Annotated in this window: 18 protein-coding genes; 3 read left to right on the top strand and 15 right to left on the bottom strand. The window is 48.2% G+C overall.

Going from position 1 to position 22,608, the window contains the following annotated elements:
- The first annotated feature begins 79 nt into the window (after positions 1-79).
- Entirely contained in the window at positions 80-3,070 is a 2,991-nt protein-coding gene (locus PJI16_03345) for a proline dehydrogenase family protein (GenBank protein ID MDT3776593.1), read from the top strand.
- Here PJI16_03345 and PJI16_03340 read toward each other — a convergent pair.
- Positions 2,963-3,790 (bottom strand): hypothetical protein, encoded by an 828-nt coding sequence (locus PJI16_03340; GenBank protein MDT3776592.1) that lies wholly within the window; start codon positions 3,788-3,790, stop codon positions 2,963-2,965. The two genes, PJI16_03345 and PJI16_03340, sit on opposite strands and share 108 nt — an antisense overlap.
- 407 nt (positions 3,791-4,197) lie before the next feature.
- Between PJI16_03340 and PJI16_03335 the strand changes: the two genes are divergently transcribed.
- Together PJI16_03335 and bioD are read left to right on the top strand one after the other, a co-directional pair.
- Positions 4,198-4,923: an SDR family NAD(P)-dependent oxidoreductase gene (locus PJI16_03335; protein ID MDT3776591.1), complete on the top strand. Its 726-nt coding sequence runs from the start codon at positions 4,198-4,200 to the stop codon at positions 4,921-4,923.
- Entirely contained in the window at positions 4,896-5,699 is an 804-nt protein-coding gene (bioD, locus tag PJI16_03330; GenBank protein MDT3776590.1) for a dethiobiotin synthase, read from the top strand. The genes PJI16_03335 and bioD overlap by 28 nt, the downstream gene beginning before the upstream one ends.
- Here bioD and thiE read toward each other — a convergent pair.
- The 14 genes from thiE to rpoD all read right to left on the bottom strand — a co-directional run bounded on the left by thiE (position 5,683) and on the right by rpoD (position 22,244).
- Complete coding sequence (gene thiE, locus PJI16_03325; protein MDT3776589.1) at positions 5,683-6,333, bottom strand: thiamine phosphate synthase; 651 nt, start codon at positions 6,331-6,333, stop codon at positions 5,683-5,685. The genes bioD and thiE overlap by 17 nt on opposite strands.
- Positions 6,330-7,679 (bottom strand): acetyl-CoA carboxylase biotin carboxylase subunit, encoded by a 1,350-nt coding sequence (gene accC, locus PJI16_03320; GenBank protein ID MDT3776588.1) that lies wholly within the window; start codon positions 7,677-7,679, stop codon positions 6,330-6,332. Before accC ends, thiE begins: the two co-directional genes overlap by 4 nt.
- 93 nt (positions 7,680-7,772) lie before the next feature.
- Complete coding sequence (gene accB / locus PJI16_03315; protein ID MDT3776587.1) at positions 7,773-8,240, bottom strand: acetyl-CoA carboxylase biotin carboxyl carrier protein; 468 nt, start codon at positions 8,238-8,240, stop codon at positions 7,773-7,775.
- A gap of 42 nt (positions 8,241-8,282) precedes the next feature.
- A complete protein-coding gene (gene efp, locus PJI16_03310) occupies positions 8,283-8,843 on the bottom strand; it encodes an elongation factor P (protein ID MDT3776586.1) in 561 nt (186 codons plus the stop codon).
- A 39-nt stretch (positions 8,844-8,882) separates the two neighbouring features.
- A complete protein-coding gene (gene aroQ / locus PJI16_03305) occupies positions 8,883-9,335 on the bottom strand; it encodes a type II 3-dehydroquinate dehydratase (GenBank protein MDT3776585.1) in 453 nt (150 codons plus the stop codon).
- Between the two features lie 148 nt (positions 9,336-9,483).
- Positions 9,484-11,016, bottom strand: a complete 1,533-nt coding sequence (locus PJI16_03300; protein MDT3776584.1) for a DUF2779 domain-containing protein — start codon at positions 11,014-11,016, stop codon at positions 9,484-9,486.
- A gap of 555 nt (positions 11,017-11,571) precedes the next feature.
- Positions 11,572-12,753, bottom strand: a complete 1,182-nt coding sequence (gene hemW / locus PJI16_03295) for a radical SAM family heme chaperone HemW (GenBank protein ID MDT3776583.1) — start codon at positions 12,751-12,753, stop codon at positions 11,572-11,574.
- Positions 12,754-12,894: 141 nt separating this feature from the next.
- Positions 12,895-13,611, bottom strand: a complete 717-nt coding sequence (locus PJI16_03290; protein MDT3776582.1) for an FAD-binding oxidoreductase — start codon at positions 13,609-13,611, stop codon at positions 12,895-12,897.
- A gap of 246 nt (positions 13,612-13,857) precedes the next feature.
- The gene (locus tag PJI16_03285) at positions 13,858-15,939 is read right to left on the bottom strand and encodes a S9 family peptidase (GenBank protein MDT3776581.1); all 2,082 of its coding nucleotides are present in this window, start codon (positions 15,937-15,939) and stop codon (positions 13,858-13,860) included.
- Between the two features lie 32 nt (positions 15,940-15,971).
- Positions 15,972-16,403, bottom strand: a complete 432-nt coding sequence (arfB, locus tag PJI16_03280; GenBank protein MDT3776580.1) for an alternative ribosome rescue aminoacyl-tRNA hydrolase ArfB — start codon at positions 16,401-16,403, stop codon at positions 15,972-15,974.
- A gap of 312 nt (positions 16,404-16,715) precedes the next feature.
- Entirely contained in the window at positions 16,716-17,960 is a 1,245-nt protein-coding gene (locus PJI16_03275) for a sigma-70 family RNA polymerase sigma factor (protein ID MDT3776579.1), read from the bottom strand.
- Positions 17,961-18,147: 187 nt separating this feature from the next.
- Positions 18,148-19,566 (bottom strand): heavy metal sensor histidine kinase, encoded by a 1,419-nt coding sequence (locus PJI16_03270; GenBank protein MDT3776578.1) that lies wholly within the window; start codon positions 19,564-19,566, stop codon positions 18,148-18,150.
- On the bottom strand, positions 19,563-20,237 hold the full coding sequence (locus tag PJI16_03265) for a response regulator transcription factor (GenBank protein MDT3776577.1): 675 nt from the start codon (positions 20,235-20,237) through the stop codon (positions 19,563-19,565). The genes PJI16_03270 and PJI16_03265 overlap by 4 nt, the downstream gene beginning before the upstream one ends.
- Before the next feature lie 183 nt (positions 20,238-20,420).
- On the bottom strand, positions 20,421-22,244 hold the full coding sequence (rpoD, locus tag PJI16_03260) for an RNA polymerase sigma factor RpoD (protein MDT3776576.1): 1,824 nt from the start codon (positions 22,242-22,244) through the stop codon (positions 20,421-20,423).
- Positions 22,245-22,608: the final 364 nt, after the last annotated feature.

The following is a 22,608-nucleotide window of genomic DNA, read 5'->3' as shown; positions in this document are numbered from 1 at the left end:
TTTTCCCGGTTTGCCCCCCCTTCACCTCTCTTCCCCATTCTCCGAAAAGGTGTAAAATACCTTTAGGAGGAAAAAGCCGATGATTGCGCATGATTCGTTGGAACCTGACATTCGGCGCATTGGACAAACATTAGCCAAATACGCTCATCACCATACACCGGGATTTTGGGATCACCGGTGGTGGACCTCACTGCTTCTAGATTGGGGAACTCGTGATGAACAGTTCAAAGTGCAATTGTTTCGCTTTATTGACGTCCTTCCCTCCCTTCAGACAGACGCACAATTTGTGCGTATCCTGAAGGAATACTTCCAAGATCTGCCGACTCTCCCTGGTCCCCTGCAGTGGCTCCTGCACCGGTTTTCAAAAAATTCCCTTACGGCCCAAGTTGGGACACGGATATTGCGACGCCAATTTTTGAAAATGGCCTACACATTTATGGCAGGGGAAACCGTCGGTCACGCTGTCCCGACGCTCACTCAACTTTGGGAAGCAGGAAGTGCGTGTTCGCTGGATTTGCTCGGAGAATCCACGGTCAGTGAAGAGGAGGCCGACCAATATCACACGCGATGCCTTCAGACATTGACCCAATTACATGAGATTATCCCACAATGGAATCATCAACATCTATTAGAAACCGATCATCTTGGGTCTCTTCCCAGGATCAATCTGTCCATCAAACTCTCTGCCTTATATTCGCAATTAGACCCGATTGATCCTGAGAGCAGTTACGCTGGGGTTGCCCCTCGACTACGATCGATCCTGGAGCTTGCGCAGGCCCTCCCTGCCTCCCTCACATTTGATATGGAACAGGCCGAATTGGAGCCGCTCATTCTTTTGGTATTTATGCGCTTATTTTCTGAACCTGCCTACCAACATTTTCCGCATGCCAGCATCGCCATACAAGCCTACCTCAAGCACACCAACCACACACTGGATACTCTTCTAGCATGGGGAAAACAGCGCAACACTCCCTTCGGTATTCGCCTCGTCAAAGGCGCCTACTGGGACTCTGAAGTGATTCGCTATCAACAACAAGGTTGGCCCATCCCGGTCTTCTTAAAAAAAACCGACACGGATGCGAACTACGAACACCTCGCCCAGCGAATTCTGGAACATCGAGCCTTCATTCGCCCGGCCTTTGGCTCGCACAATATTCGAACCTTAGCCGTAGTCCAGGCGATGGGCGACTCACTTAATCTCCCGCCGGGAACGTTTGAATATCAGATGTTATATGGCATGGCCGAACCTCTACGTGATGCCGTGGTTCAACAGGGATTTCGGCTTAGAGTCTATGCGCCGATTGGGGAACTTCTTCCCGGCATGGCCTATCTCGTGCGTCGGTTATTGGAAAATACCTCGAATGAAAGTTTTATTCGACGCCAATATGAAACGGCCGAATCCCTGGAGCATCTGCTATTGGCACCCTCAAACGCTCACAAGAATGGAGAGGAGACGATGTCTCGGGAAATTCAGCCGGAAGCCACTGTACTCGCTGAAGACAGTCCCGAGAGATTTTCCAACGAACCACATTCGGATTTTTCTCAAAAGGACGTTCAACGAGATCTTTCTCTAGCTCTCAATCACATCGGTCCCCTCCTGGGACAAATCCATTCATATCCGGTTCCAACCCCCATGCAATGGTTTGGGGCAGAACTGATCTCGACTAACCCTAGTTTTCCTGGGCAAATTATTGCCAAATTTCCAACTCCATCTCCTGACCAGATTGATCCGATTGTTCACATCGCGCACGACCATATCGGTACGTGGGCAAAGGTCCCTCCGAAAGCTCGTGCGCGGATTTTATTTCATGCAGCCGGGCTGATGCGACAACGCAAATCGGAATTAGCCGCGTGGGAAATACTGGAAACCGGTAAGCCCTGGCGGGAAGCCGATGCCGATGTCGCTGAAGCCATCGATTTTCTGGAATTTTATGGAAGGGAAATGATTCGGTTAGGCACTCCGGAGCGCCTGGGAATAGAGCCAGGGGAATATAACCAACGGATTTTCCAACCACGAGGATTGGCCGTGGTGATTGCGCCGTGGAATTTTTCGTTAGCCATCCCCACCGGTCTTGTTTCGGCAGCCTTAGTCAGCGGGAATGTTGTGCTGTTTAAACCATCCGAGCGCTCACCGATGATGGGGTATCACCTCTTCACGCTGCTCATGGAAGCTGGGTTACCTGAAGGCGTCTTGCAATTTCTTCCTGGTGGGCCGGACGTGGGACAAGCCCTTGTCAAACACCCCAAGGTCCATCTCATTGCCTTTACAGGATCACAAACCGTTGGATTGAATATTATCCGGGAGGCCGGTCAGGTGTCGGCTGGACAGCGACATATTAAACATGTCATTGCAGAAATGGGGGGAAAAAATGCGATCATTGTTGATGAAACGGCCGATTTGGATGAAGCGGTAATGGGGGCATTAGCCAGCGCAACCGGCTACCAAGGACAAAAATGCTCCGCCTGCTCCAGAATCCTTGTCCTAAACGATGTGTACCCCTTATTTATTGAACGACTCAAACAGGCGGCTTCAAGCATTCCGATTGGTCCACCCGAACACCCTGGAAACCGGATGGGACCACTCATTGATCAACGGGCACTGGAACGAGTCCGGCACTTTGTGCAACTTGGGAAAACAGATGGTACGTGCCTTCTCGATTGTCAGATTGAGGGACCTGGGTATTTTCAAGGGCCGGTGATACTCACAAATCTACCCCCTTCGCATCCTGTCGTTCAGGATGAAATATTTGGCCCGGTCATGGTTGTGTTGAAGGTCTCTACAATTTCTGAAGCTCTGGAATTAGCCAATAATTCCCCCTATGCCCTTACCGGAGGAATCTATTCACGCAGTCCTGCCAATATCCAACTGGCTCGTGACACATTTGATGTGGGGAATTTATATATCAATCGACCGATTACCGGATCATTGGTGAACCGGCAGCCTTTTGGAGGGCATCGATTATCAGGAATCGGCCGGAAAGCCGGCGGAAGCGGGTATCTTGAGCAATTCATGGTGGAAAAAGTGATTACGGAAAACACGCTTCGCCGTGGCTTCGCTCCGACGCAATAATGCCACTTCAGATGCCACTGTCACCTTTTCCAATTCCTCAATCACTTCGACCATCCGTTCATTTTGACTGCGAACGGAAGGAATGGTTTGCCGTTCAATGTATTTGAGCAATCCCACCCCACGAGCAAACCAGGCCGTCATCGTATCTGTTCCTTGGATTGTCTCTCCACTCTCCGACAAATGCACCTTCATGATCATTTTGGCTTCAAGCCGAATGGCTTCCGGATATACGCCAGCCGGTACGATCACGGTCTCTTGTCCTTGAACGGAGACAGTTGCCTCAATATCCACCGTTTCTTTTTCTCCATCATGATCCACATCTGTTCCAAAATCCACCCCGGTCCGGTTAAATTGCTCGAAAGAGCTAGGGATCTCTAGGGGAAACCGCACGATTTGATAGGGCACCAATTGGCGCTCCAACGTCGTCCCGGGTTTCGACCCATAATATCGGATCCCTGCAATATCACGGCGATAATAACTATCCGACGGGCCCTGATTCCCAGGATTGGTATCGTTGAAAACCGTAACCTCCACTCCCTCCAGGATTTCTGTCCCGGTCACTTTTGAGATATTCGTAAACTGTGTATCCTCATTCTTAATCTGGACCATGCCTCCTTCGATCATCGTTCCCTTATACACCCATTCATTTCCCACCTGATCAGGAAAATATTCATGACTTTTGTCAACCACAAACTTCGTGGAATCGGAAGAATAGACCATGCCGGGTAGGCACAACAAGGAAAGACCAAGGCAAACCAATGCTCCAGTCCTGCAGGAAGTTCCAAGCAATGTAAAGGAAATATTCATAGACAGAAAGTGATGTGAACCTACCATAGGATCATTAAAACGGGCAAGATCCAAGCAAGGACCAACGATCCAGGTCCCATTCACCCTAAAAATTCCGCATTTTTTGTTTGCAGACCATTCAAGCATTGACAATCTCTTTGTCCTATGCAGACTAAGAAACAAGGAAACCAAATGGTAATCAATACAAAACGGCACCAAGCCAGTCCAGTCCTATACCAACCCCTAATCTCATTATTTTCACTTTTTCAACGATGCATGAGAGTGACACGCTGTACTCCCCATTTACGAATGACCCCCATCGCCAATCAATAGTCGGTAAGATGAACACCCGTTCGAACATCATGGTATTTGGAGGATCCGGAGTCATCGGTGGAGCCATTGCGAAGGTTTTCGGACACCAGGGCTGGAGAGTAGGCCTTCATTACCATCAACATCAAACCGCAGCGAATGCAACTGCGGCGGCGATCAGGAAGGCCGGGGGAGAAAGTCATCTGTATCAAGCCGATGTCGCCAACAACTTAAAAATTCAGGCCATTCTGCAGGAGTTCATCCAGTCCCACCATTCTCTGAACGTACTGGTGTGGGCCGTCGGGGTAGCCCCTTCAAAACTCTTACTCAAAACCTCCCCTGAGGACTGGACCCGTACCCTTCACACGAACTTGACCGGTGCCTATACTGTGCTCAAAGCTATCGCCCCCATTTTCGAACAACAACATGATGGGGCCGTGATTTTTGTAGGCTCTCTTTCCGCTGAACAAGGAGTGGCAGGCCAAGCCGCCTATGCGGCTTCCAAAGCAGGACTGACTGGATTGATGCAGACAGTGGCAAAGGAATGGGGAGCCTTCAATATTCGAATAAATATGGTGTTTCCAGGATGGCACACCTCACCATTATCAGAACCAGGATGGCAGTCGGCAATGGAACCAGGCAACCATACTCTCCCGAGACCTTCTTCATTACAATATGTGGCTACAACTGTCTATCACCTGGCCTTGTCGCCTAACACATCCGGACAAATATGGAATCTGGACAGCCGGATTTGGTGACCCGCACATTTTCCAGCATATCTCTGACCATGAGTGCTCAATCTGACCATCTCGCCATATTCATGACCGCAACCGACACCGGTGTCGGAAAAACAACCATCACGGCGGCTCTGGTTCTGGCGTTGCAAAAAAAAGGGCATCGAGTGGGCGTCATGAAGCCGGTGGAAACCGGTCTCGATCCTCAACAGCCAGAGACTTCCGACACAGGCCGTCTTCAGAGTCTACTCTCCCCTCCTCCTCCCTTTGCGTCAATCTGTCTCTATGCCTTTCCTCAGCCCATTGCGCCGTTAGCTTGCGCTCGCGCACAGGGAATAGCCATTGATGTGGCGGGAATTGCCACCGCCTTTCATGTCGTCAGGCAACAGCATTCCGTGTGTTTCGTGGAAGGTGCAGGAGGGGTCTTGACTCCACTCTCACCAACACACACCATACGAGACCTGATCGTGTCGCTGAATCTTCCGGCTATCGTGGTCAGCAGAACGAGCCTTGGCAGCGTGAATCATTTGCTCCTGACTTTGGAAGCACTGCACGGTGCAGGCATTAAGCCGTGCGGAATCGTCCTGAATGATCCCCTGCCCTCAACCCAAAACGAGTGTTTCATTCGGCAGCGAACCTCCACGATTGGTCTGATTCATGAATGGTCGACCGTACCGGTATTTGGCCCCTTGGAATATCAAAAAACCGTGCAGACGGACTGGCGAAAGGGAATGGAAAACTTAGCCAACCATCCTGAAATTCAACGATTGGCCAACCACCTCATTAAAAAAGAGACATAAACCGCGCCAACGCTTTGGGGCGATCACTCGCATTGAGTATGGCCGAAGCGACCGCTACTCCATTGGCACCTGCCGCTTGGAGTGCCGGAACAGAATCTGGAACAATCCCACCAATGGCAATGATAGGAAGGGGGGTCAGGTCTCGAATACCAGCCAGTCCTTCAATACCAACAACCGGCTCATGATTCGCTTTGGTTCTTGTCGAAAAGATAGGGCCAAACCCTAAATAATCCGCACCTTCTTCCGTGGCTAATCGCACCTGTTCAGGATTGTGGGTCGAAACGCCAATCAACATTTTCTGTCCGACAACTTTCCGTGCAAGAAGTAGGGGAAGGTCGGCCTGACCAAGATGAACACCATCGGCCTCGAGAGCCAACGCCAAATCACATCGATCATTCACAATAAACGTCATGTCCCTCTTTGCCGCCACATTTCGCAGAACCCGGCCAGCCTCATATGCCTGTTTCATCGATCCGGTTTTATTCCGATATTGCACCAGCTTAACCCCTGCTTCGCCAGCCTGCTGCACGACCTCCGCCAGTGAACATCGCGAGGCCCAGCTGTCATCGACAATGAGATAAAACCGAGAAAAAGCAGTGGGGAGGGAAATCCGAGAAATAGGGACTGCGCTCATGGGGACTGTAAAGCAACAAGCCGGTCCAAAAATCGAGTGGACACGGGACCCTTTTGGAAATCAGGATGATCAAGAATCCGCCGATGGAGAGGAATACTGGTTTTAATTCCTTCAATTACAAATTCATCCAACGCCCGTCTAGTACGAGCCATGGCTTCCTCTCGATCTCGCCCAAAGGCAATAAGCTTCGCAATCATCGAGTCATAATACGGATGGACAATACCGGTGTTATCCATGGCGGTATCCACGCGTATCCCTGGTCCGCCAGGTGGACAAAATTTTGTGATGGTACCGGGGCTAGGGGTAAATCGATCCGGACATTCGGCATTGATTCGGCATTCGATGGCATGCCCGGTCAATTGAATATCTTTTTGTCGATAGGACAGCTCTTCCCCAGCAGCAATACGAATTTGCTCCTTAATCAGGTCGACTCCCGTCACCATTTCGGTGACCGGATGCTCAACTTGAATACGCGTGTTGACTTCCATGAAATAAAATTTTCCACTTTGATCCATGAGGAACTCCACGGTGCCGGCATTTCGATACTTCACGGACTTGATGGCCTCAACTGCCACCTGCCCCATTTTGCGTCGTAACGAATCGTCCAACGCCGGAGAAGGGGATTCCTCCAACACCTTTTGATAGCGACGCTGTATGGAACAATCTCGTTCATGAAAATGCACAACATGCCCATGGTTATCCGCCATAATCTGAAATTCAATGTGCCGTGGATCTTCAAAAAATCGCTCAAGATACACACCGCCATGCCCAAAGGCTGTTTGGGCTTCTAATTGAGCGGATTCGATCGCCTGGGCCAACTCTTCTTCATGCCAGACCACCCGCATCCCTCGCCCCCCGCCACCGGCCGAGGCTTTCACAATAACGGGAAACCCAAGCTTTTTGGCAATAGCGACACAGGTATTGGGATCGTTTAATTCACCATCGCTCCCTGGCAACACAGGGATTCCACGTTTCTTCATGTGGGCCCTGGCTTTTGATTTATCGCTGAGTAGAGCAATATGCTCGGAAGTTGGTCCAATAAAGGTAATCCCAATCGACTCGCATACCTCCGCAAAATGCGCATTTTCAGCTAAAAACCCGTACCCGGGGTGAATCGCATCCACTCCGGTAATTTCGGCAGCACTCAAGACATTCGGAATATTTCTATAACTCAGACCCCCTTCGGCAGGTCCGACACAGACATGTTCGTCTGCGTAACGGACATGGAGTGATTGAGCATCAACATCTGAATGAATCGCGACGGTGCGAATACCCAACTCCCGGCACGCTCGATTCACCCGCAGAGCAATTTCTCCACGATTGGCAATAAGAATTTTTTTAAACACGTCGTATCCTTAAGATAAAAAGACTTCAGAAAGCCATTCTAATCATTATGAGCAACCGTGACTCTCCAAATCACTATCAGGACAACCCAGCTCTCAAGATCCCGACAAAGGATCAATTAAATAGAGCGGCTGGCCAAACTCAACCGGAGTCGTACTTTCCACCAGAATTTTGACGACTTTGCCATCGGTTTCCGCCTCAATTTCATTCATCAGTTTCATGGCTTCGACAATGCAAAGCACCTGCCCTTTTTTGACAATATCACCTTCTTCGACATAGGGATCAGTATCAGGAGAAGGGGAACGATAAAAGGTCCCCACAATGGGCGAGGTCACAGTCAAGAAATGTGCGGGCTCGGTAGAGAGGATCGGAACCGGCTTCTCCAATGAGGAGCCAGTGTCCACTGGCTTTGATCCGTCTATCTGGTGGGAAGTAACAGCCGGCACATGATCCCGTCTAATGCGAATTCGCACACCTTTTTTTTCGAATTCCAACTCGGTCAGGTGGTGCCGGTTTAACACTTCGACAAGGTCTTCGATTTCTCTTCTGGATGAATCAGCCATAATCTCCTATTTCGTGTATGTCTGGAGGACAGGGACCCCGAATTACCGAACCCGTTCTACATAGCTGCGCGTCCTCGTATCAATTTTAATCACTTCTCCGGTTACCAGATAGAGAGGCACCTTCACGGAGGCGCCGGTCTCGACAACGGCCAACTTGGTCCCCCCGGATGCCGTATCCCCTCGGATGCCGGGATCGGTTTCCACGACTTTCAACTCCATAAAGACAGGCAACTCTACCGCGATCGGCTCATCATGATACAACAAAATTTTGACGACGGTGTTTTCCTTGAGCAAATCGACGTTTTCGCCCAATTGGTTTTTAAGATAGGTAAACTGCTCAAAACTACTAATATCCATGAAGGCATATTCTTCGCCAGCGTTATAGAGAAATTGCATGTCGCATTCCTCAAGGTTGGGCTCGTCGAATTTTTCTCCAGAACGAAATGTACGATCAATGACATTCCCCGTTTTATAGCCCTTCAGTTTTGTTCGAACAAAGGCACCGCCTTTTCCGGGTTTTACATGTTGAAATTCCACAATATAATAGGGTTGCCCATCCAGCTCCAAGCGCGACCCATTTCGAAATTCTGCAGTCGTTATCACAGCATCAAACTCCTCATACAATAAACGTGAACAGAAATTTTAGTGGTGTAATGGGATTGTCCGCTGAAGCGCATCAACCAGCGCTCTCAGTCCAAGCAGGTAACTTTGGGGTCCAAACCCAGAAATTTGGCCAAGCGACACCGGGGCAAGGTAAGAGCGCCGACGAAAACTTTCCCGGCGATGGATATTCGATAAATGGACTTCGACCATAGGAATTCCCACGCTCACAATCGCATCCCGGAGGGCTATACTGGTGTGGGTATAGGCAGCAGGATTAAACACCACCCCTTCAAATCGTGCCTTGGCCTCCTGGATCCAGGTAATCAATTCCCCTTCCACATTGGATTGCCGGCTCTCGACCGAAACACCTAACTCCTTTCCTAAATTTTCCAGTGAAACATTCACCTCGTCCAAGGTGATGGTGCCATAGATGGTCGGCTCACGAGTTCCAAGTAAATTCAGATTAGGCCCATGTAATACCAGTATATTCACTAGGTTTTTTCCCTCAATAAATTGCGTTGGCGAGGAGGCAGAATATCTAGGACACAGGCATCATTGGACTGGTGAAGTCTGGGAAAGACAGATCCCGTGAAATTTTAGCAGCGACAGACGAATGGGTCAACGGAATTTAGCGCACTTCTCAAGATGAGCATCCTCCGGCACGATCCAGGAGTACCCGTCTCAGCTCAACCATTGCCCATGTGTCCCGGCCACAATATTCATGTAATGCCTGGGCGATGTGAGCACGCTCCATGAGGTCTGTTTCATGAAAAACCATTTTCTGGTACATGACGGCAGCCACGGCCCCATTTTGGATGGTTAAATCATCGTAAGCCAAGGAAGGAACCAAAGCTGGCAAGACGGTTTTAATGGAGTAGGAACCGTGAAAGTTCGGATGATAATAATGTTGCTGAATGACCGAAAGAAGATCCCATAACCGGCGAACCACCTTCGATAGGGTGGGCTTCAACTGAGGCAGCACATCTCCCAGCCCAAAAAGCAGAAAACGCTCATATTCCGAATAGACACAGATAGTCCCGGCTTCCCCTACGCTCTCCAACAGACTCAAAGCCACTTCTTCTCGAGGGTCCCGGCCGTCGGTGCACAGATAATGATGGTGAACGACTGTGCCATCAGGGTATTCAATATGGTTTGACCACTGGAAGGGAATCGGCCGATAGGGACGAGTATGAGCAAACGCCGGGATCGCCGGCATAAAAGTTTCAAAATCTAAATGATGAACCGGAAACCTGACGGATTGCAGACGAGGCCGAAGGAGAGGTGAGATCCATTCCACATTATCCTTCACTCGTTGCTGAGTTGCGGACAACTGAATATGGTCTGGAATCTCATCAATGGTTTCAATCCCCTCCTCCAGGAGGAGCGGTTGCAATTTCGAGCTACCAGGGAGATGAAACACCCACCGCTGAGGCTTCTCTTTCGTGCAATGGTTCCAGAAAGGGCATTCATACGGCTGATAGCAATGATTATCAGGGACAATGGAGGGTGGTGTCGCCTGCTCCAACGTCTTCCACATATCCTCAAGCTGTGCCTGAATCAATGGCCGACGCGCCTCCACTTCTTCGGTCTTATTTTCCAAAACAAACATTTCTTCTAAATTTAGATCTCCGCCAAGATAAGAATACTGGGTATTCAGATGCATTAAAAAACACCCGCTGACTTCGATGCCCGCTCCCTCCAGGACTGCAGCTTGAATTGCCAGATCGTCCAAATGCGTAGCTTTCACTTTCGAAGTCGCCTTCACTTCAATCAATCGCCAACGCCTAGCATCAATCCGCTCCAAGATGTCAACACGAACCAAAATACCTTGCCAGACAAACGCCCCTTCAAACAGGGACTGGATGTCTGCATCCTTCACAATCTCATTGGTGCGAAGAAGAGCTGCAGGAATTTGACGGTGTGTTTGTTCAATCAGAACACCGTGGGGAAAACATTGACGCGCAACGACGCCAACATCTGTGCCCATATCCATGATGGCCCGGCGATCCGGCGTAGGCGGGGTGGCTAATTCTGGCGAATGGATTTCCAAATACAACCGCTTGGCACATTGCAAACCCGCCAGGAAGCGGCTTTTTGATAAACGATGCGTGGAAACAGGTTGGGTTTGTTTTTCTAATCCTGTAACAAGGGGCAAAGGAGAAATTGGGTTCATGGGCTTATGAGAGCTCCCGGGAATGAAGAGGAACACCCAATTTCAAAAAGTCATTCTTAAGCATCAGGACCCATACATGATTGCTGCATTTCAGATAGAAGCATACTGCTCAATTTTTTTCTCCCATGCAACATACCTGCAATTTCATCATCCTCAGTACATTTCTCAGGAATAATTCAGGTGGATTCCATTTATCCCCATGGCCTGTGGAAAAACACCAACAATCCAGCTGTCAGAAACGATTCCTCTAAAATTGCCAATGACTTACGAAACATCCTACCACCGCTTAACTAATTGTTTGTTAAAAACTTTACCATTTTTTTCAACACAGATTCCGTATAATCTTACCTACAAAATACATTCAACTCCTTACTATTCAAAAAAGACCAGAAGATGTTTTATCCACAAAAACTGGGGAAGATTTCTGAATAACCCTGTATATAACGCAATCAAATCCTCATTGTACGCCTCTCTCAGCAAAACGCCTCAATAACAGGCACTTTCCTTAAATGCCATTGACATCTCTTCAAGAATTCAATTCAAGTCACATAATTTTTACAGTAATCGCATACCAACCGTATCGGCGAACTGGCGACCCTTCCGCGTTAACTGCACACATCTTTCTGTCGGAAGAAGATAATCTTCTTTCACCAGTCCCTCATACGATGTCATCCAGCATTCGTCCTGAGATGCCCGATAGATCCAATCAATTGGCACCCCCTCAAGCAGACGCAATCCAAACACAATACGTTCCTTTTCTTGCTGAAAACGAGACAGCACCTCTTTTGAGGCAATCGGCAGTTGTCCGGCCATCAAATATTTCGAATAATGCTCAAGACTGGACACGTTTCCAAACCGGCATTCGGAAATAAAGGATTGGGCACTTGGACCCAATCCCAAATACTCCAACCCTCGCCAATATCGAAGATTATGCTGACAGGCAAATCCTGCCTTCGCCCAATTGGAAAGTTCATAGCGAGACCATTGCAACGACTCCAATTGGACTTCAGCCTGCTCCTGAAAAGACGCCTCATGATCTGGGTCCATCACCTCAAATAGCCCGCGCCGAAATTCATTATAGAATCGAGTCCCTTTTTCAATAGAAAGTGCATAACAGGACAAATGAGAGGGATCCAGCTCCAGTGCATAAGTCAGAGTCCTTTCCCATGACTGGACAGTTTGGTTGGGAGTCCCGTAGATGAGGTCAAGATTAATATTGGAGAAACCAGCCTGTTTTGCGTTTTGAACCTTGGCTTTAGCCTCCGCACTGGTCCCTGAAAGTCCCAACATCGTCCGTTCCTGTTGATCAAAAGATTGGATCCCTATACTTAAACGTGTCACGCCTGCTTGCTGAAGAAAATCAACATACCTGTCCGTAAGAGATTCCGGTGTTGCTTCGACGGTGATTTCACACTGTTCCGAGAGGGAAAACTTGGACCTAATGCTAAAAAAAATAAGAGCCAACTGTTCAGGACGTAAGACCGTGGGAGTCCCACCCCCGACATAGACGGTTGCAACCGTTCGCTCTCTCATTCCCGGTTGGTTAGCATACAGCGCGATTTCTTGTTCAATGGCCTGAAGAAACTGTTTCACCCGTAGTTCTTCATGCAGGACGAGATAAAATGCACAAAAATGACATCGTTTTATACAAAAAGGAACATGGAGATAAATCCCAAGATCAGCAGGGAGATCATCGTGTTCCCCTGAGCGCTCACTTAACTGTGTCCTAACATTCATCTCATCCTGCATCACAACGACCTTTCAACCTATTCCTCCAGAAAGCCTTTGGCGAGAAGAGAGTGAACCTGCATGGACGTGCGAAGCAAGGAACTAAACGGCACCATGAAGAGACAAATCTGCCAATCGAAGACCAACGTATTATTTCTCTTCATGGTGCCGTTCGCGATAGACAGGACATATTCCCTTACGCTGAAGGAGACTGGTGACATCCGCAACCATTTTTCGATTACCACACACATATACCGCTAGATGATCCACATCCGGGAACTCCTGAAGCAGATGTGTCACCCGTCCCGTCCTTCCCCTCCAATGATGAACAGGTTGAGACAGGGTCAGATTAAAGGAAAAATTTTTATAGCAATCGGCCCACTTTTGCAACTGGTCCAAATAGTAGATATCCGACTCACTCCGAAGTCCCCACAGCAAGGTCATGGGCTGAGAACACGATTGCTCAAAGAGACTGGACAGCATAGACCATAAAGGCGCGATGCCGGTTCCCGTCCCAATAAATAACAGATCTCGTTCAGGGTCCTCATGAAGGTGAAATGAACCGAAAGGACCGGAACATTCAAGTTCCTCACCGATCGAATGCTCCAACGAAAACGTTGCGCCTTTTCCTTTGTCTCCGGTATTAAAGAGTAGTACGAGCTGATGAGAGGAACTGGGAAGTGAAGCCAGCGAATAGTATCTCAGGAATGAACGGCCCGAAGCCCCATCAGGGATGTTTACGGCAATTGCTTGGCCTGGGAGAAATTCTAAGCTCTGGGTATCCACCAACTCCAAGATTAATTCTCGAACATCTTGAGTCAAATGCCGAACAGAGAGAACCTTGGCCCGGAATCGTCTGGGGGTCATGCCTAAGAATGTAGAGAATCTTGGTTCATCTGGCAAGAGCCTAGGATCGAGGTTTTTCCATTTCCACCAAGGGCTGAAGAGACCCTACGCGGATAGAGCCAGGCTCTGAGGACAGCTACCCATCAGGACAGGGGAACCAACACTGGGAGCCTCCTCACGCTCGCCTTGACTCACTAGGGGAAATGTGATCTGGAGCTGAAGACGAATGTGCGAGTCAATGAGATTCCTGAAAAAAAAGGGAATACCTTACCGGTCAGCGGAACCGGCGAGATCCAATAAGAATGCATAGATCATCGCGGTTTCCTCATACCGTTTAAAACGGCCTGAGGCTCCACTATGGCCTGCATCCATATTGGTTCTGAGCAAAAGGCGTTGATTATCGGTCTTCAGCGCACGCAGTTTTGCAACCCATTTGGTCGGCTCCCAAAATTGCACTTGTGAGTCATGCAACCCTGAAGTCACTAAAAGGTGAGGATACGGCTGGGGTTGAAGGTTATCGTAAGGTGAATAGGAAAGCATATACTCGTAAAACTGTTGTTGATTGGGATCACCCCATTCATCATATTCTCCCGTCGTCAGAGGGATATTGGGATCTAACATCGTGGTCACCACATCCACAAAAGGAACCTGTGCCACTACACCATGAAACAAATCAGGCCGCATATTCATAATCGCCCCCATCAACAAACCACCAGCGCTTCCACCAAGAGCGAATAATTTCTGAGGGGCAGCGTACCCTTGCCGAATTAAAAATTCGGCACAGGCAATAAAATCCGTGAAGGTATTTTTCTTGGATAATAACTTGCCGTTTTCATACCACTGTCGGCCCAGTTCCTCTCCACCTCGAATGTGGGCTAACGCATAGACAAACCCACGATCCAACAAGCTGAGTCGGGGGGAGCTAAAACTTGCATCCATGCTCGCACCATAGGAACCATAGCCATACAACAACAGGGGATGCGTGCCATCCGGAACAAAACCTTTTCGGTAGACCACGGATATAGGAATAGAGGTACCATCTGGTGCTGGAGCAAAAAGGCGTTCCGTCTGGTAGTGGCTGATGTGAAAATTCCCAAGGACCGGTTCTTGTTTGAGAAGAATTTTTTCTCGTGTTTCCATGTGATAATCATAGATGGTCATGGGGGTGGTCATGGATGTATACCCAAATCGTAGATAAGGAGTATCGGCTTCTAAATTATCCCCCAACGCTGCAAGGTAGGCCGGCTCTCCAAAATTCAGTTCATGTTCAGAGGCATCTTCGGTCCGAAGCATACGAAGATGGATGAGACCCTGCCTCCGTTCTTCTAACACCAGGAAATTCTTGAATAGCTCAAATCCTTCCAAATACACCTCTAGCCGGTGAGGAATCACTTCTTCCCAGTGTGTGGCGCTCGTGGCTTTTGTTTCAGTCCGCATCAAACGAAAGTTTTTGGCATCATCATTCGTTCGAATCCAGAAATGATCCCCCAGATGATCCACATCGTATTCATGCCCTCGTTTCCTGGCCTGAAATATCTGAAAATCGCTTTCAGGGTTATCCGCATTCAGATACCGGTACTCATTCGTTATGGATTGATGGGATCCAATCAACAAATACTGTTTGGATTTTGTTTTTTCGATAGAAACAGAAAAGGTTTCATCCGTTTCCTCATACACCAACGTATCCAGTTGGGGGTTCGTCCCCAACCGATGACAAAAAATCTGATTGGATCGCAAGGTTACAGAATCCTGTCTGGAATAAAAGAGAGTACGGTTGTCATTGCCCCACTCCATATTTCCTGTCACCGAAGGAATCCATTCATCAATCGTCTCGCCCGTTGTCAGATTTTTAAAGCCAATGGTATATATCCGCCGACCTTGCGTATCAATGGCATAGGCGAGAATATCTTGGGCAAAACTTACCGTCCAATTCCCCAATGAGAAATAATCATGTCCCCGAGCCAATTCATTGCCATCGACCATGATGAGTTCCGGATTCGCTAAGGATTTCTCTTTACGGCAGTATAGGGCATATTCCTTTCCCTCTTCATAGCGAGTGTAATACCAAAAGTCTCCCAGCCGAAACGGAACAGATAAATCCGTTGGCTGAATGCGGTCCCTGATCTCTTCAAACAGGGTCTGCTCCAATTCTCTGGTGTGGCTCCTCAACGTGGCGGCATACTCATTCTCAGCCTGCAAATAGGCCAGGACTTCAGGGTTCTCACGATCTCTGAGCCAATAATACTCGTCTGTTCGAACGTGCCCATGATGTTCTAACCGGTACGGGACGCGTTTAGCACGGGGTGGAGTTGGCATGAAAGAACTAGAATGGGAGGAACGGGTCGTCATGAAATTCCCTTGTCGTCAAACATTGCAGATCGTTACGTTTCATCTATATTTTTTGGGTTTTGTCGCACCCGCTTCGCGCGAGTTCGCAGTTTCTTCTCTTCCAAACGCTTCTCACGCACTCGATGCGGCACTCGGGTTGGAACCCGGGCCTTTACAGGGCGCAGGGCATCCTGCAGTAATTTCACAAACTTCTCCAATAAATCAGCGCGATTAGCCGATTGGGTGCGATGTCGTTGAGCCTGCAGCCTCAGAACCCCTTCTTGGTTCATGCGTTGCCCAACCATTTCGGCAATTCGTCGTTTTTGATAGCCACTAAGAACGGACGTATGGTTGACGTCAAACTCTAAAATGACGCGACTATTCACCTTATTAACATGTTGTCCACCAGGACCTGCGCTTCGAGCAGCTGAAAATCGCACGTCAGAATCAGGAATAGAAAGATGGGGAGTGATCTCAATTGGCATACTGTTATCCGTTCAAAATCGGGTCTGGTCTTTTTTTGTGCTCACGTTAGAAATCATTTCCCACTCACCAACCTGAGACCTCACGCTAAACTAGACGGCTTCCATCTTCCTTGCCCTGATTAATTCCCCACGGAATGATGCCATCCTTTAACCATCCTGGCGGATTAATAAGGAGAATGACCGCACTCACAAAAAGAAAAGCAGGAACCATAAGATTCCTGCCCTTCTGAATTCACCACTTTTTTGGTACCTATGTCAATCTGATGTCATGGATTTTATCCTGTACAATTAAAGTTTCGCGACCGAAACAGGTCACTGAATTTCAGCCAACATGGCCTTGACATGGGACTCCTTGAGCTTTTTCAATGCCACAACCTCGATTTGACGAATCCGCTCACGAGTTACGGACATGGACCGCCCGACCTGCTCCAGAGTCCAAGCTTCATCCACTCCAATACCAAAGCGTAAACGAATGACTTGTTGCTCCCGGTCAGTCAAAACCTGAAAAATTTGATTCAGCCACTGTGCATTTGATTTACGGGACACTTCTTCGTCAGGAGACTGGCAGGCCAGGTCAGGAATTAATTCTCCTAATTCCGTCTCTCCATCCACAGAAGGAGCATCTAGGGATATCGGCTCCTGAAACGCTTCAATCGTTTCTTTCACCCGATCGCCGGTCATCTCCAGGCGTTGGCCAATTTCTTCAAATGTGGGCTCTCTATCAAATTGCTGCGCAAGACGCTGAGCAGTCTTGGCAATTTTGGTGGATGCCTCATTCGTATGCACCGGCACACGAATCGTCCGGCTTTGATCGGCAACCGCTCGCGAAATGCCCTGGCGAATCCACCACGTCGCATAGGTACTGAATTTAAACCCACGGGTGTAATCAAATCGTTCTGCCGCTTTCATCAGCCCAATATTCCCTTCTTGCACAAGGTCAAGAAAGTTCATCCCTCGCCCTAAATAACGCTTAGCGACATCCACTACCAGACGAAGATTGCGCTGCACCAAGGCATCTTTTGGTTCTTCAATATCCACCCGAACTTCACCAATCGAAAGACTAATTTCCGAAAACCGCAGACTAAGCTTTTGGCCTGCCTTGCCATTCATCGCCGAGAATGTCTCAATGTTGCCTAAACACTCTACGATGGCTTCCACTACCGGAGCTGAATATCCATTTAGCTCTGAGAATTTTGTCAATTCATCCTGAAACAACTTTACCTCCGAACCTTGATTCAGTCCCTTGGTAAGCTCAAAGGCCTCCTGTAACAATGAACGAAGGTGGGCCGTACCCTGATATAGTCTGGTAGCCAGCGCTAACTCCTCCCTGGCATTCAAAAGTGGGCGTGAGCGAAACCCACGAAAGTACATGGACTCTAAATTTACGGATCCAGGCTCAGCAATGGATTTGGAGCTCTCCTCTTTATCCATATCCAAATCCGCCTGCGAATTTCGATAACTTGATTGAGCCCGTTTCTTAGATCGGCTCCTAACCAAGGACAGTGCGTGACTTTCCTGCGTTTCGCTGAATTGTGAACCCCTTTGAATTGTAATCATGAGTTCCCCCTCTGGACATTTCAGGGTTAAGGCAACAAACCTTGACCAATACAAATTTACCTCTGTAGACCTGGCCTGTAGAGGCTCCTTTTATATTTGGTCAGTACAGGTATATGTGTACCACCAGGAGATGAAAGATAAATTAGGGGAAAATTAAAAAATTTTAATAGTGCGGGAAGTCTGTGTCTTACACTATCGCAGCAGACGGAGCCAAAGGGAGGAAAACCGTAAAGCATGAACCACCATGAACGACACTTTGGACCTCAATAGTCCCATGGTGAACTTCCACAATCCACTTACAAATCGCTAAACCCAATCCAGTTCCTTTTGCCGAATGAGAACGCGCTTCATCGGTCCGGTAAAATCGATCAAAAATTCTGCCGTGATCCTCAGAGGCAAGACCAATACCGTGGTCTCGAACCACTAGCTTTCCCTTGTTTCCGGCAACAAGCAAAGAGAGTTCCACGGTTTGTCCTTGATGAGAATATTTCACGGCATTATCGACCAGATTTAAAAGTAATTCCCTCAAACGTAGATCGTCTCCCTGGACAACGACGGGCTCAATGGCTTTGAGTACTGTGTGAATATTGCGTTCTTGGCCCAACACCAAGGCCTGTTGCTGGATTTCTCGCACTAAATCATCCAATTGAACTGGATACATCTTGAGCTTAATTTCCCCAAGATCCGCTCGTGATAAAAACAAAAGCTCATCCACGATCCGGCTCATGCGGTCGATTTCCTCCAAATTGCTCTCCAGCACAGCCTGATAATCTTCTGCTTGCCGTGGTCGCCGTAACGCCAGCTCAGTTTCCCCTTTTGTAATGGTTAAGGGTGTTCGAAGTTCGTGAGACGCATCCGCACTAAACTGCCGGATTTGCCGGAATGACACTTCTAATCGTCCAATCATGTCATTAAAGGTCGAGGCTAATTGTCCAATTTCATCGTTGGAATGAGGAGTTTGAATCCGCTGAGTCCAATCCCCGGCTGCTATACGTTGGGCCGCTTGCGTAATGGCATGAACCGGACGCAACGCTCGGCCTGCCAAAAACCACCCTCCGACCAAGGAGACGAGCAAGGCTAAAGGAGACGCGATGTAGAGCCCGGCTAAGAGCCGATGCAGCATTCGCTCTGTTGGGTAAAGTGATGTCCCAACGCGTAAAATATTCACTAATTGATCATCTTGACGAATAGGAACCGACAGCAATCGCAGTGGAACGCCTTTTTCAAATTGAACGGATTCAAACGTGGATTTTCCATCGAGAGAGGCACGAAACGATGTCTGACTCAATGGAATCTCTCGGCTTTGAATATTAGCGGACTGAATCGTCACTTGCCCCGCCGGCCCAAAAATTTGAAAAAACTTATCCAAAAGTGCGATTTCAGGAAAGTCCTGAGATAAATCTTCAAAAATCAAGAATGGACCAAACCGGTGTTCTCCGAGGGTTCGAATCGCCACAGCTGCGGCCTCATCCAACGAGGCATCCACCTGTTCCCGAAGTGCGCGGGACATGACCAAATATAATGCCACGGCAAAAAGAACCAGAATGAGAGCCAACGCGGATCCATACCATAAAGTTAATCGAACTCGAATCGAGGTCGTTTTCACCCGTCCGACCTCATCATATATCCGCTTCCCCTGACCGTTTGAATCAAACTTCGTTCCCGTCCTTTATCAATTTTGTTTCGCAAGTAGCTAATATACACATCAATAACATTTGTAAACGTATCAAAATCCAAATCCCACACATGTTCCGTAATCATGGACCGCGTTAACACCCGTCCCGCATTTCGCATTAAATACTCTAAGAGCGCATATTCTTTAGTCGTGAACTCAAGACGTTGGCCAGCACGAGTCACCTCTCGAGTCACAGGATTTAGTATCACATCATCTACTTGAAGAATTCCGGTTGGAGCCCCTCCTGCTCGACGAAGGAGCGCTCGAGCTCTGGCGAGCAATTCTTCAATCGCAAAGGGTTTCGTTAAATAATCGTCAGCCCCAGCATCCAGCCCCTTGACCCGTTGGTCCACTTCTGAACGTGCCGTTAAAATAAGTACGGGAGCTTTGACACCTGCGGCACGAGCACGCTTAAGCACTTCGAGACCTGGCAATCCTGGCAACATTAAATCCAAGACAATCAAGTCATAATTTACGGCTTGAGCCCAATCCAACCCTCCCGGCCCATCCGCGCATACATCGACGGCATAACTTTCTTCCTCCAGCGCTCGCCGGATAAAGGAAGCCACCTTAGGTTCATCTTCCACCACTAAAATCCGCATCTTAAAAAAATCTTACCATCTACATACCGGAACGGAGAAGGGGAACGTCAAAGGAATGAATAATAGAAATTCATGAAAAGAGAGAATCACAAGTATCCATAACATAATTCCCTAGGGATATGGCAAAAAAAAAGCCCCGTCATGTACATGACGGGGCCTTATCGATTCATTTATAGACTCAGATTAGAGATGGTCCACCAAACTCCGAAGTTTATGGCTGCAACTTGGGTGACGAAGTTTCTTTAGGGCTTTGGCCTCAATCTGACGGATGCGCTCACGAGTCACGTCAAAATCCTGACCAATTTCCTCCAGGGTATGATCGGTACTATCACCGATCCCAAACCGCTTACGAATCACAGTTTCTTCGCGAGGAGTCAACACCCCCAAGGCATTAGCAATCTGACGTTGCAGATCATAACGGTTTGCAGCATCCATAGGAGAAACTGCATTTTTATCTTCAATTAGGTCCCCTAATTGGCTATCCTCTTTTTCGCCGATTGGCGTTTCAAGGGAAATAGTCCCCTTAGAAATATCCAACATCATGCGGACCTTTTCAGGAGTTAGCCCCATCCGTTCGGCAATTTCCTCTGGGGTAGGCTCACGCCCTAATTGTTGCACCAACTGCCTTGCCGTCCGGGCTAGTTTTGTATTGGCCTCAATCATATGCACCGGAATACGAATGGTACGGGCCTGATCGGCTATGGCACGCGTCACACCCTGTCGAATCCACCACGTTGCATAGGTGCTAAATTTATAGCCACGCTGATACTCAAACTTATCAACAGCACGCATTAATCCAATATTGCCTTCTTGGATCAAATCGATAAACTGCAATCCCCGATTTGTATATTTTCGTGCAATACTGACGACCAATCGCAAATTGGCCTCGATCAATTGGGCCTTCCCTCGTTTCACCTTTTCCTCGGCGGTCTCCAGAATAGTCAGGGCAGCCGTAAATTCTTCCATCGGCATACCCAGCACCTCGTCTTGGATCCGCAAGAGGGTGCCTTTCCCTGCTTCCACTTCTTGTTTTAACTTTTCGATTTCTTCCGGAGTTAATTGCTGTTTTCGCCTATGCGAACTCCCTTTTGTGGTCGCGCGGGGTTTTTTCCCAATCACCTGCATACCATCCTGCCCTGCAAGCCCAAGCCTTTTCGTATGACGGGCAGTCATCATTTCAACCGATCGAATTTCCTGCCCAACATCTTTGACACGCCTTAACATTTGGTCTTTAACACGCTGATGCAGATTAAGTGCCTCGATTTGATCCACAAATTGGTCAGCCAGACCAATCCGGCGCTTCTCAAGTTGCGCCTTCGAATTTTTAGTCGTTTGCCCATCTCGATTTTGAATGTAAAGTGAAAGCAACCCACGCCCAAGCTTTCGAACCGTTGCCAGACTCTCTAACGTTCGTAATCGGAGCTCTTCATCCTCCTGTTCGCTGGCAATGGCCTCCTCTTCAACTTCCTCTTCCTCTAAGGTTTCCTGCAGGAGCACGATATCTCGAACACGAATCTCCTCCAGCTTCAGTTGGTCGTGGAGAGATTCTAGGTAATTGATATTCAACGGCATGCCATAGACAGCACATGCTAACTCACGTTTGCCTTCCTCAATGTGTTTTGCCAGCTCAATTTCGCCTTCACGGGTGAGCAAAGGCACCCGTCCCATTTCTTTTAGATACAACCGGACCGGATCATCGATGCGGGTAGGTTCACCTGGCGTCAAATCAATATCCAGGGAAGAATCCGTTTCCTCCTCTGAATCATCTGATTCCTCTTGCCCCGCATTCTTTTTTAACGCCGCCAACTGCAAGGCCGTCCGCTTTGAAGGATCGATTACCTGGAGATTGACTTCGTGCAACTCGCTTAAAATGGTATGTAATTGATCAGAAGTGATCTGGTCGGCAGGAAGAATACTCGTCAAGTCTTTTATGGTCACATGCCCTTTGGGCTTACCAATCTCAATTAAACGCTGAATCACCTCCGGCAATGACGCTGTCTTCCCCATTAACATAGCTCCTTAAAAATTAATAGCTCAACCCAATCATACCACTTTTCGTATTGAGCCAACGGGCCCTCGCAGCACAAGAAACCAATCAGTCCTTCCTCACCGTTCTTCCAAAAAAGAATCTTACTTCCAGAGAAGTGAGCAATCTCTCATACAGATTTAAAGATAAATCGCCCTCCAATCTGTATTAAGTACGTCATACCGAGTTTTGGGCGAAACCAGGAAAAAGACCTATTGTTTACAAAAAGCGAAGGTAAAAATACAAGGCGCAATTTGATAACACTATATAAAAATTTTGTCTGAAAAGTAAAGATAAATTTCCTAAGAATCAACCAAAGTCACCTACAACAAAGCACGTATCATT

It is taken from the genome of Nitrospira sp. MA-1, assembly GCA_032139905.1.
Classification (GTDB): Bacteria; Nitrospirota; Nitrospiria; order Nitrospirales; family UBA8639; genus Nitrospira_E.
This window is presented reverse-complemented; position numbering and strand designations above follow the sequence as displayed.